The organism is Cupriavidus sp. CuC1, assembly GCF_044627735.1.
GTDB lineage: Bacteria > Pseudomonadota > Gammaproteobacteria > Burkholderiales > Burkholderiaceae > Cupriavidus > Cupriavidus ulmosensis.
Genome location: NZ_JBIUHC010000105.1, coordinates 23343 through 36032, shown reverse-complemented (window position 1 = coordinate 36032; position 12690 = coordinate 23343). Strand labels below are relative to the sequence as shown.

At 66.2% G+C, this 12690-nt stretch carries 7 protein-coding genes; 6 read left to right on the top strand and 1 reads right to left on the bottom strand.

The genetic code is table 11. The features are described from left to right. Positions 1-180: 180 nt before the first annotated feature. Positions 181-1575 carry an MFS transporter gene (locus ACGLHR_RS34585; RefSeq protein WP_400099518.1) on the bottom strand — a complete coding sequence of 465 codons (1395 nt, stop codon included), beginning with the start codon at positions 1573-1575 and terminating at the stop codon, positions 181-183. 282 nt (positions 1576-1857) lie between these two features. Between ACGLHR_RS34585 and ACGLHR_RS34580 the strand changes: the two genes are divergently transcribed. From ACGLHR_RS34580 to ACGLHR_RS34555, 6 genes are all read left to right on the top strand, one after another. After that, a complete protein-coding gene (locus ACGLHR_RS34580; RefSeq protein ID WP_400099516.1) occupies positions 1858-3408 on the top strand; it encodes a pyridoxal phosphate-dependent decarboxylase family protein in 1551 nt (516 codons plus the stop codon). After that, entirely contained in the window at positions 3405-4685 is a 1281-nt protein-coding gene (locus ACGLHR_RS34575; protein ID WP_400099514.1) for a RimK family alpha-L-glutamate ligase, read from the top strand. The genes ACGLHR_RS34580 and ACGLHR_RS34575 overlap by 4 nt, the downstream gene beginning before the upstream one ends. Next, positions 4663-6237, top strand: a complete 1575-nt coding sequence (locus ACGLHR_RS34570) for a hypothetical protein (RefSeq protein ID WP_400099512.1) — start codon at positions 4663-4665, stop codon at positions 6235-6237. The genes ACGLHR_RS34575 and ACGLHR_RS34570 overlap by 23 nt, the downstream gene beginning before the upstream one ends. Positions 6238-6597: 360 nt before the next feature. Next, positions 6598-8235 carry a methyl-accepting chemotaxis protein gene (locus ACGLHR_RS34565; RefSeq protein WP_400099510.1) on the top strand — a complete coding sequence of 546 codons (1638 nt, stop codon included), beginning with the start codon at positions 6598-6600 and terminating at the stop codon, positions 8233-8235. Positions 8236-8697: 462 nt separating this feature from the next. Continuing rightward, positions 8698-9282: a response regulator transcription factor gene (locus tag ACGLHR_RS34560; RefSeq protein ID WP_400099508.1), complete on the top strand. Its 585-nt coding sequence runs from the start codon at positions 8698-8700 to the stop codon at positions 9280-9282. 106 nt (positions 9283-9388) lie between these two features. Beyond that, positions 9389-12619, top strand: a complete 3231-nt coding sequence (locus tag ACGLHR_RS34555) for a response regulator (RefSeq protein ID WP_400099506.1) — start codon at positions 9389-9391, stop codon at positions 12617-12619. The last annotated feature ends 71 nt before the right edge of the window (positions 12620-12690 follow it).

The window sequence follows — 12690 nt, the reverse complement described above, 5'->3', positions numbered from 1 at the left end:
AGGGCGGCTTTCTTCTCGTTAGTCTTCTTTGCCGCGCAAAGAAGAGTGACCGGCAGCCCCCGCAGGGGGATGTCGTATGGCCCTTGGGTCCAAAAGCCAACGCCGAAAAATCAAATCCCAAGCTTGGACAAGAGCCAACGGTTCTGCCCTTGCGTCCAAAAACCACCGCCAATAAAAAAATCACAAATCCGCCTCAGCCGCCACCCCCACCCGGGCCGCAGGCCCACTCCCACTGCGTAACCGACTAAAACTAACCACAGCTCCCACAATAGCTATCCCCGCAGCCACAAAAAGCGCCAACCGAGCCGCCGCGCTCGAATCAACACTGAACAGCAGCGCCACCACGGCGGTACCGGTGGTTTGCCCAAGCAACCGCGTTGTAGCCTGCGCGCCGCTGGCGCCACCGCTGCGCACCGGTGGCGTTGCCCCGATCATGGCGCGGTTATTGGGCGACTGGAACAGCCCGAACCCCAGCCCGCACATCGCCATGCGCCAGCACACCGCAAAGCTGGACGCTTCCGGCCCAAGCGTCGCCAGGCCAATCAGCCCGCTCCCGAGCAAGGCCAGCCCGATGCCCGCCAGGATGCTGGCGGGATAGCGATCGGACAGGCGTCCCGAGATTGGCGCCATGATGGCCACCATCAGCGGCCACGGCGTGATCAGCAGCCCGGTCTCGTGCAGGGAGCGGCCAAGCTGGTATTCCAGGTAGAAGGGCAGTGCCACGAAGGCCAGCATCTGCGCCATGAAGGAGCAGAACGAGGTGCCCACCGCCAGCGTGAAGGCGCGGCTGGCGAACAGGTCCACCGGCACCAGCGGCGCGTGCTTGTCGCGCTGCATGCGCACCAGCCACCATCCCAGCAACGCCGCCACCACCAGGCCAGCCGCGGCGGCGGGGCGCCATTGCGCGTGGCCCGCGCCGTCCACGCCCAGGATGAACAAGGCAAAGACCAAGGCCGAGAGCAGCGCGCTGCGATAGTCGAAGCTGCGCGGCTGGGGCAGCGTCACCGGCAGCGCGGTGCGGGCCAGCGCCAGCGCGAAGATCGCCACCGGCACGTTGATGGCGAACAGCCACGGCCAGCTCGCCACCGACAGGATCAGCGCGCCCACCGAGGGCCCCACGGCAATGGTAATGCCCACCACCAGCGCGTTCAGCCCGATGCCCCGGCCCAGCTTGGTGGGCGGATAGATAAAGCGCACCAGCGCCGTGTTCACGCTCATGATGCCGGCGCCACCGATGCCCTGCAGCACCCGCGCGGCCACCAGCACCGGCAGGTTGGGCGACAGCGCGCACAACAGCGAGCCCGCCAGGAAGATCGCCAGGCCGCCGCGGTACACGCGCTTGTAGCCAAGGATGTCGCCCAGCGAGGACAGTGGCAGCAGGCACACCGTGACGGTGAGCTGGTAGGCGTTGACCACCCAGATGGTGCTGGACGGGTCCGCTGCCAGCTCGCGCGAGATCGAGGGCAGCGCGATATTGGCGATCGAGCCGTCGAGCACGGCCATGATCAGGCCGCAAAACACGGTGAGGATGGCCCAGGAGCGTTGGGGATAGGGTAGGCCTTGGTGTGGCTGCATGGGCAAGAGGGAGGGGGCTGGTCGAGTGGCGCAAGCATGGCTTGAGATGCTTGACGACACAATTATCGTCCCGCGTGGCTGCGCCCGCAAATGGTTCGGTTGTGGTAAGGCGGCGCCGGCAGTGTTGTTTTTCGGTCGCAGAGAAATAGGGCGGTAAACCCGCCATCCTCCACCAAATGCCCGGCTGGGCCGGCGCTATGATCGCCGGCACGATGTCCCGGAAACCAGGTCGCGAACAGCACCTCCCAGTGGGACGCAGCGTTTTCCGGACCGCCATTAGCCATGTCAACACCAACCACCAAGGGCAGCTGGCAGCCAGTACCTACCAGTCTCGATCCCGTCGACTGGAGCGCGCTGAGGGCGCAGGGGCACAGCATGCTCGACGATATGCTGGACCATCTCCAGGGCATTCGCGCGCGGCCGGTGTGGCAGCCGATTCCCGACGCGGTGCGCGCTCGCTTTCGCGAGCCCCTGCCCCGCGAGGGCAGCGGGCTGGACCAGGTGCATGGGACCTTCATGGACAGCATCCTGCCGTTTGCCGTGGGCAATGCGCATCCCGGCTTCATGGGCTGGGTGCATGGCGGCGGCACGCCGGTCGGGATGCTGGCGGAGATGTTGGCGGCCGGGCTCAATGCCAACCTGGGTGGCCGCGACCACATCCCGGTCGAGGTGGAGTGGCAGGTGCTGCGCTGGGTGATCGAGCTGTTCGGCTTTCCCGAGGATGCCAGCGGGCTGTTCCTGACCGGCTCCTCCATGGCCAACCTGTCCGGCGTGCTGGTTGCCCGGACCCGGGCGCTCGGGTCCAGGGTACGGTCAACCGGCATGGCGCAGGCTGCGCGGCGCTTGACGGCGTACACCTCCACCCGGGCGCATGGCTGCATCGCCCAAGGCATGGACCTGGCCGGCCTCGGCAAGGACAATCTGCGCTCGATTCGCGTTGACGAGATGGGGCGCATGGATATGGCATGCCTTGCCGCCGCCATTGCTGTCGATCGCGCTGCCGGCTTCCAGCCGTTTCTCGTGGTGGGCACCGCCGGCACGGTGGATACGGGCGCCATCGACGACCTTGCCGAGATCGCGCGCATTGCCCGCCGGGAGCAGTTGCATTTTCATGTCGATGGTGCCTTTGGCGCCCTGGCCATGCTGTGTCCCCAACTGGCGCCGCGCCTGCGCGGCATCGAGCAGGCGGACTCGATCGCCTTCGATTTTCACAAATGGCTGCAGGTCCCCTACGACGCCGGCTTCTTTGTGGTCCGCGACCGGCAATTGCACCTGCGCACCTTTGCCACGCACGAGGGCACGTACCTCAGCCGCGGCGAGCGCGGCATGGCTGCCGGCTCCCCCTGGCCCTGCGATTTCGGGCCGGACCTGTCGCGCGGCTTCCGCGCGTTGAAGACCTGGTTCACGATCAAGGTCTACGGCACCGAGCGGCTGGGCGGCATGATCGCCCACACCTGCACCCTGGCGCAGGAACTCGCGCGGCGCATCGAGTCCGAGCCGGAGCTTGAGCTGCTGGCGCCGGTATCGCTCAACATCGTTTGCTTTCGCTTCATCGGCACCGGTGCCGACGCCGGTGCCAATGCTGGTGCCAATGCGAACCGCGCCATGGAACAGGTCAACCGCGATCTGGTCGTCGCCCTGCAGGAATCCGGCCTTGCCGCGCCTTCGTCGACCGTGCTCGACGGCCGCTTCGCGATCCGGGTTGCCCTGTTCAATCATCGCAGCGCGTCGCAGGATATCGATGTCCTGCTGAACGCTACCCTTGCGCTCGGCCGGTCGCTGAGCGCCACATCACCCGTACCCGTTCCCGAAGCCAGCGGCTTACCACAATGAACGCAATCCTTGATCCCGCCACCATGACGCCGGCCCCTGACACCCTGATCGGCCTGCGCCACCTGCTGCGGGCGGCCCATCAGAACGAGGACCTGCGCCCGCTCGGCGCCGAGCTGATCAACCACCTGCAGTCGCAGCCGGACGATGCCAATGCGTTGATGGATCTCTCGCTGGTCCTGCAGCTCATCGGCGACCACGCGCTGGCCATGACCATCCAGGCCGAGGCGCTGCAGGCGCGCCAGCTCTATCACTTGCCGACCCTGCGCAATGGCGAAGCCCGCTTGCGCGTGCTGGCCATCATGGTGTCGGGCGACCTGATGGCCAACACGCCGCTGGAGTGCTTGCTGGGCAACTCCGACGTGGCGCTCGACGCGCTCTACGTCACGCCGGAGAACCCGCTGCCGCAGGCCGTGCCGGAGCACGATGTGCTGTTCATCGCCGTGGGCGAATCCGACCGCACCCAGCCCGTGCTGGAGCACCTGCGGGCGCTCGCCGCCATCTGGCCGCGCCCGGTGCTCAACCAACCGGATCGCCTGCAACAGCTCTCGCGGGACCGGGCGGCATCGTTGCTGGCCTCGACGCCGGGCGTGTGCATGCCGCCGACGCTGCGCATGGACCGCCAGGTACTGGCCGGCATCGCCAGCGGGCAGGCAGCGATCTCGTCGGTGCTGGGCGAGGGCGCTTTCCCGATCATCGTCAGGCCGCTTGGCTCGCATGCCGGCAAGGGCCTGGAGAAGATCGGCGACGCGGCCGAACTCGCCAGCTACCTGGCGCAGACGGATGAGCCTGCTTTCTATGTCTCTTACTTCATCGACTACCGGAACGCGGATGGCCAGTTCCGTAAATACCGGCTGGTGCTGATCGAAGGGCGCGCGTATGTGTGCCACGTGGGCATTTCCGAGCACTGGATGATCCACTATCTCAATGCCGGCATGGCCGAGAGCGCGGCCAAGCGGGATGAGGAAGCGGCCATCATGCGCGACTTCGACTACACCTTCGCGCTGCGCCACAAGGATGCCCTCGCCCTGATCCAGGAGCGGCTAGGCCTTGACTATGTGGGCCTGGACTGCGCCGAGACGCCGCACGGCGAGTTGCTGGTGTTCGAGGCCGATACGGCGATGGTGGTGCACGATATCGATCCGGTCGACCTCTACCCGTACAAGCAGCCGCAGATGCACAAGATCTTCGCGGCGTTCCGGACCATGCTGATCAACGCCAGCCAGGCAGGCCATGCCGACAGGGCGGATGCTCCCGATGCCGCTGCCATCGACGGCTGACCTGCTGGTCAGCGGCGGGGACCACCGCATCGCGCTGGACCCGGCCACCGGCCGGAACAAGTATGGCTGCCAGCCGCTCGCCTCAACGGGGCTGGTTCCCTTTGGCTCCTCCACGTCGTCGGGGATTTCTCCCGCGGCGTTTGCCGTGGTCGACGCGCTGCGCAACCGGCTTGCCGCGGGGCTGACGCACCAGCCCGCGGCCGAGCTGTATCGCCGCGAGCTGGACCGGCTGCGCGGCGAGTTGCTGGCGCTGTGCGGCATTGGCGATGCGCTGGGCGCAGGGCTTGTGTTCTCGGCATCCGGCACCGATGTGCACCTGCTCGCGGCGCGCGTTGCCGCGCACGTGGCGGGCGATGGGGCCGGCAGAGATGCGGGCGTCCCGGGCCGGCCGCTGGTGATCCTGGCCGGCGAGGCCGAGAGCGGCAGCGGCGTGGCCGCGGCGCTCGCCGGGCGCCACTTCAGCACGTACAACGCACTGGGCCGTACCACCGTTCCGGGCGAGTCCCTGAGCCAGGCATGCGCTAGCGACATCCTCGATGTGCCGATCCGCAACGCGGACGGCAGCTTGCGCGACGCGAGCGTGGTCGATGCGCAAATCGATGCGCTCGTCAGCCAGGCCGTGCACGACGCTCGCCAGGTGCTGCTGGTGCTGATCGACGTCTCCAAGACCGGATGCATTGCGCCGAGCATTGCGTGCGTGACGGCGCTGCACCGCCGCTGGCCTAGGGCGGTGCAGGTCCTGGTCGACGCCTGCCAGTTCCGCATTGAGCCGGGCACCCTCCAGGCCTACCTGCGCAACGGCTGCATGGTGGCGCTGACCGGCTCCAAGTTTGTGACCGGGCCACCGTTTTCCGGCGCCTTGCTGCTGCCGGCGGCGATTGGCAAGACGCTGCGCGAGCGCGGCGTTCCGGCAGAGCTGCGCTTGTACTCCGCGCGCGAGGAATGGCCGCAAGGCTGGGCAAGCGCGCAAGCGCTTGGCAGCTATGCGAACTTCGGCCTGCTGCTGCGCTGGCAGGCTGCGATCCACGAGTTGCGCGAGTTCCTCGCGGTGCCTGCCGAGCAAGCCGCAGGCATCCTGCGGCGCTTTGCCAGTGCCATCCAGCAAAGGTTGGGCCGCGATCCCGCCTTTACCGCGCTGGCGGTGCCGGCGCTCGACCGCGCCGCGCTCAACACCCCGTCCCGCTGGGATGAGATCCAGACCATTCACCCCTTCTTGCTGTACCGGTGCCAACCGGGGGGCGGCAGGGTTGCGCTTAGCCGGGACGAGACGGCCGCCATCTTTCGCCGGGTGCAGGCGCCGGCGAACCCGGCCGCCGCCGTGGCCTACCAGCTTGGCCAGCCCGTGGACAGCGGCCACAGGGCAGGTGTCCCGGTCAGCGCCTTGCGGTTGTGCATGAGCGCCAGGCTGGCAGTCCAGGCCGCGCGGGACCTGGATCAGGAGCGCAACATCATCGGCCAGGCCATGGCTTGCCTGGATATGGTTTCCGCTCTTGTGCACACCCCCTCGCGCGACGTTGGTGTCGCCCCGGTGCTGAATACGGCATTTACATAAGCGCCAGAGCCATTGACGCCGCAGATGCCCTCGTGAGGCCTCTTGATGCACGCTTGTGCAACTAAAAGTGCTTCTTGCATTACTTTAATTAAATTCCTCTAGACCTATCCCCTCTCTGGGAGGGGGATTATCTTCCGACTCTTGCCGTTAGCCATTCTGCAGTGTGGTTCTCAATTCACTTTGAATTGTGCTGCTTAGGCCATAACGAGAGAGCGCGACGCGAAGACGATCGCCCAGATCATCACAAATACGAAAAGCAGGAACGGGTTTGCAGCGCAACGGTTCGCATTGGCGATTCAAGCCATGACCCACGGACCATTCCGCAGCGCCAACGTCCCAACGGGACAAGAGGATTAAAACGTGAACTTCAACAGCCTGACCATCAAGGGCAAGCTCTTGCTGAGCTTTAGCCTGCTAGCCATCATCGCGCTATCCATTTCCGCTTTGTCGCTACGCGCGCTGAGCCAGACCACGGACGGCTTTTCCCGCTACGTGCACGGCATCAACGCGCGCGCCGAAGTCGCCACGCTGGTGCGGACCGCCGTGGACCGGCGCGCCGTCGCGGCGCGCAACCTGGTTCTTGTCAGCAAGCCGGAGGAGCTGGCCGTGGAGAAGGCGGCAGCGCTGCGCGCGCATGAAGACGTGCAGGCGCAGCTGGCAAAGCTCAAGGCCATGGTGTCGGGCAACAGCGACGCCAGTGACACCGCGCGCAACCTGGTGCGCGAGATCGACCGCGTGGAGTCGCGCTATGGTCCGGTGGCCATCGCCATCGTCGACCTCGCGCTCGCCGCCAAGCGCGACGAGGCCATCCTCAAGATGAACGAAGAATGCCGCCCCTTGCTGGCGGCGCTGGTCAAGGCGACCGACGCCTATACCGAGTTCACCAATGCGCGCCAGGTCGACACGGTGCGCAAGCTGGAGGAGGACTACGCCGCGCAGCGCAACCTGCTGATCGTCATGTCCATTGCCGCCGTGGTGCTTGCCGCGGCGGGTGGGCTGCTGATCACGCGCTCCATCACCCGGCCCATGCAAACGGCCGTGGACGTGGCGCAAACGGTAGCGCGCGGCGACCTGAGCAGCCGGATTGCCGTGGTGGCGCGGGACGAGACCGGCCGCTTGCTGTCGGCCCTGCGCGACATGAACGAACGCCTGACCGAGATCGTTTCCCGCGTGCGCCAGAGTAGCGCAAGCATTGCCGGGGCATCGGCTGAGATCGCCGCGGGCAATGCGGACCTGAGCCGGCGCACGGAAGAACAGGCGGCATCGCTCGAGGAAACCGCTGCCAGCATGGAAGAGCTGACCGCCACGGTACGCCTGAGCAGCGAGAACGCCAGGCAAGCCAACGAACTGGCCAGGGAGGCCGCCGACATCGCGCAGAGCGGTAGCACGGCGGTTGGCCGCGTCGTGGATACGATGCAGGGCATCAGCGCCAGCTCCACCAAGATTGCCGACATCACCGGCATGATCGAAGGGATCGCCTTCCAGACCAATATCCTTGCGCTCAACGCCGCGGTGGAAGCCGCCAGGGCTGGCGAACAGGGCCGCGGCTTTGCCGTGGTGGCCAGCGAGGTGCGCAGCCTGGCGCAGCGCTCGTCAAGCGCCGCCAAGGAGATCAAGGAGCTGATCGCGGGCTCGCTCCAGCAGATCCAGGACGGCTCCACGCTGGCGGGTGAAGCCGGGCAGACCATGAGCTCGGTGACCAAGGCGGTCGCGCGCGTGAGCAGCATCGTGGAAGACATTGCCAGCGCGTCGATGGAACAAAGCCGCGGCATCGAGCAGGTGAACCAGGCGATCTCGCAGATGGACCAGGTGACCCAGCAGAACGCTGCCATGGTGGAACAAGCCGCCAGCGCGTCCCGCGCGCTGCAGGAACAGGGCCAGGAGCTCAACGAGGTGGTGGCGTTCTTCCGCCTGCCCGGGGCGGCAAGCGCTGGCCGGGGGCACGCGCCGAGCGGCGTGGGGGCAGCGCAGGCTCACAGCGCCATCGCTGCGACCTGATCGCACCCGCGATCACGGCGGATGCTTGCCCGGATCGTGGGCAGGCATCTCCGGCAACTCCGGCATCCCTGTTATCTCCGGTGTCGCCATGCCAGAACAATAGGACGCCAGCCTCGCCGCCTTGTAATAAATTTTAATAAATAATGCCGCGCGTGATGTATCGGCTGCATAAGCGGAGATTCCAATTTTTGGCCGATACCATGGATCATTGACTTAAGCATGGCATTCATATTCTGGATAACTCAATCGAGCTATTTTTTCGCTTTCGCTCCGTTCCGGTAACGCTGGGGATTACCCACCTTCCACTTTCCCATAATGATGGCTTACGCTACCGGCAGGGTGTCGGGATTGCCTGGCGGTCATTTGACCGCTTGGCGGATCGTGTGAACGTGCGTGCAGGCCGACATTTTCGTTGAGGCGGGCCAACCAATGGAGGCGCAGGCAGTGGCAGGTGATCGACCCGTGATCTATCTAGTCGACGACGATGAAATTGTGCTCTGGACCTACCGGGAGCTACTCCGTGGTCTTGGCGGCGAGATAAGGACGTTCGTTTCTGCCCGCGAGTTTGTCGAATCGTACCGGCCGGCTCCGGTCGAATGCCTGGTTTGCGACCTTCGCATGCCGGGCATGTGCGGGCTGGAGGTGCAGGACGAACTGGCCCGCATGGGGGTGCTTCCTCCCACCATCTTTGTTTCCGCGCACACCAGGGTGGCCTCGGTCGTCAAGGCGATCAAGGCGGGTGCCCTCGATTTTCTCGAGAAGCCCGTCGATGGCGTGCAACTGTTGCAGAAGGTGCGCGGTGCGCTGGAGCGCAGCCGCCAGATCCATGAGCAGCGGCTGGCCTCGGCCGACAAGCACACGCGGCTCGCACTCCTGACGCCTAAGGAGCGCCAGATTGCCTGGCACGTCACCACGGGAAAAACCAGCAAGGCGATCGCCATGGAGCTGGGCCTCAGCGCCCGTACCGTGGAGAACCATCGGGCGCGCCTGATGGAAAAATTGCAGGTCAAATCTGCGATTGAACTGACCACGCTGCTTCTCGATTAAATAGAAAGCAGGCGTGGGGAAAATCCCCAATCAATGATTCGCCGATTGCCCGGCGCCAGGCAGGCATGCCGCGCGCGCCTGGCGGCCGCGACCATCGCAGGACATCATGATCAAGCGCTATTTCCGGAGTTTGCGAGGGGCCGGCAGCAGGGAGGTCCGGCTCAATCTCATCATGACGGCCGCCGCGGTCATCGTGCTCCTGGTATTGAGCCACCAAGTGCTGCAGGTGCTGGAAAGGCAATTCCACCGCAGCGCGGAGAGCCGCCTGAAATCCCTGCTCGAGGCGATGTCCGACCTGAGCTGGATGATGGGCGAGGACTCCGCAGGGCGGGTCAGGACCATCGCGGAGAATCCCGGGCTGATCAACCTGGCCAAGCGCATCCTGGCCAATCCCGAGCGTGCCGACCTGCTCAGCGAATTCGACCAGTGGATCCTGCCGATCTACCGGAGCCGCGGTTTCGAAGGCTATAGCCTGATCCGGCCGGACCATACCATCCTGGCGTCCAGCAGCCCGCGCTACGTGCACACATCCGACCTGACCGAGCCGGCCAGGGGGGCGTTGCGGCGGGCGCTCGAGCTTGGCATCGCGTCGTCGCGGCCCATCATTTCCACGCGGCCGATCGTGACCGAGGGCACGGAGCAGGCGGCCGGGAAACTCTACCAGCTGGCGTGCGCAAGAATCGATGCGGCGGGGCAGACCGCCGGCTTCCTGTGCTTGCGTACCGATCCCTATGTGAGGCTGTTCAAGATCCTCAAGGCCGGCCGGATCGGCAGCACGGGAGAAGCTTACGTGATCGATCCCACGGCACGCATCCTCTCTCCCAGCCGTTTCTCGGGACCCGGAGCGGCGCAGGATCTGCCGCGGCAGGGCGCCGTCGGCGCGCTATGGGCGACCGTGCCGGCCAGACGGCCCGCCGCCGCGCCGCTCGTTCCGGGCGGCGCCGGCGCGGCGCCGACGAAACTCGCGCAGCGCCTGCTGGCAGAGAGAAAGGACGCAGTGACGGTCATCGACGGCAATGACGGCTATGCAGGCTATGACGGTTATGCCGGGCGCAAGGTGATCGGGGCCGGCCGGTGGCTGCCCGGGCTGGATATGGGGCTGATCGTCGAGCAACAGGTCGACGAAGCCTATCAATCGTACTTCCTGGTCAGGACGGCGATCGTGAGCCTGACCGCGATCGCGATCGGGCTGATCCTGGCGCTTGCCGCGTTTGCGTGGCGCACGCGCCGCGGCCTGAGCGAGAACGAGGAACGCTGGAGCGCCTTTCGCGAGAACGTGCCGACGGGCCTGGCCTACAGGAACCAGAGAGGCGCGCTGATCATGGCCAATCGCGCTTACGAGCAAGTCATCGGCTTGGCCCCCGGCGCGGCGCAAGGCGTCAGCGACTGGGACACGATCCCCGACAGCCCCCTTGCCCGGATCCTGCACGACATGCACGAGCGGGTGCTGGCAGGCGGGGCGCCGCAAAGCCAGGTGCATACGATCGCCCAGCGCGGCGGCGAGGCCCGCATCTTCCGTGTGGTCAAGTTTCCGGTGCGCGGGCCGCACGAGGCCGGCATCGCCGGCGTCGGCACGGTAGTCGTCGAGATTACGGAGCAGGAGCGCACCCGGCAAGCCTTGCTGTCGCTGACCAACACGCTGGAAGCGCGCGTCGAGGAGCGCACGCTCCAGCTCACGGCCGCCCGCGAGGCGGCCGAGTCGGCCGCGCGCATCAAGGCGAAGTTCCTGGCCAATATGAGCCATGAGATCAGGACGCCGCTGAACGCCATCATCGGCATGTCGCATCTGGCGCTGAACCAGCGCCAGGACCCGGACCAGGACAGCGCGGAAAAGCTGGATCGCTACCTGGGGCGGATCCATGCGTGCGCCGCGCACCTGCTGGAAGTCGTCAACGATATCCTGGACTTCTCGAAGATCGAGGCGGAAAAGCTCACGATCGATGCGCGGGAGTTCTATGTGGCCGAACTGCTCGACCGTGTGGCCGGCCTGTTCTGGGAAACGGCGGAGGCAAAAGGCATCAAGATCACGATCTCCACATCCCCGGCCATTCCGCCGCGCCTGGTCGGAGATCCGTTGCGGGTCGGGCAGATCCTGATCAACTTCCTGAGCAACGCCTTGAAGTTCACGGATCATGGCGAGGTCACCCTGCGGGTGGGCGAAACGCAGCTTGGCGATGACCGTATCGGCCTGCGTTTTGAGGTTGAAGACACGGGCGTGGGGATCGCCGCGGATAAGTTGCCGCTGCTGTTCACGCCGTTCCAGCAACTGGACAGCGCGATGAACCGCCGCTTCGAAGGGACGGGCCTGGGGCTGGTGATCAGCAGGAAGCTGGCGGAGCTGATGGGCGGGAGCATTTGCGCGCGCAGCTGGGCGGGCGTCGGGAGCGTCTTCTCGTTCGAAGTGTCGCTGGGGATCCCGGCCGCGGATGGCGCATCCGAGCCGGGCCTGGAGCATGCGAATGCGCCTCTGGCGCGGCCGGATCGCCAGGCCGGGCGGTACGGGCTCGCAGGGCCGCAGTGGCAGGCGCTGCACGGGCGCACGGTCTTGCTGGTGGAGGACAACCCGATCAACCAGGAGGTGGCGCGCGACCTGCTTGAGCTGGCCGGCATGGCCGTGCAGGTGGCCGGCGATGGCCCGAGCGCGCTGGCGGCGCTCAAGGCGCGCGACTTCGATATCGTGCTGATGGACATTCATATGCCGGGCATGGACGGCGTGCAGACCACCCGCGCGATTCGCGATAGCCTGGGCCTTCATGCCCTGCCGGTGCTGGCGCTGACTGCCGACGCGATGTCGGCGGACCGCGTCCGCTGCCTGGAAGGCGGGATGAACGATCATATTTCCAAGCCGATCGACGCGCAGGAGATGTTCCGCACCATCCAGACATGGCTGCCGGCCATGGCCTCGCCAGAGGGCGCGGATGCACTGGCGAACGCGCCGGCATCGGCTCCGGCCATCGAGGGCGCCATGCAGGCCATGCAGGCCATGAGGGCCATTCCGGGCCTCGACGTTGGCGCAGGCCTCAAATGCTTGCTCGATCGCGACGATCTCTACCTCAACCTGGCCCGGCGGGTTTGCGCGGAACGCGCCGATGCGGCAGCGCAGATTCAGGAAGCCCTGGGGCGCGGCGACCTCGACAAGGCAGGTTTCCTGGCCCACGGCATGAAGGCCATCCTGGGCATGCTCGGCGCTACGGCGCTGGCGCAAGCCTGCTCGGCGCTGGAGCATGGCCTGCGGGACGGCGTGACGCACGCGCAAGCGCTTGCGCTGCTTGGCCGGGACTTCCCCGCCTTGATCGCTGCCATGCGTTCGGCGTGCGCCATGGCTGGCCCTGCGTAGGGGGGAGAGTATTTGTACTCTTTTCGGTTGTGCGGTAACCCATGACAATCGCGGCATTGTGTCGATCCGGC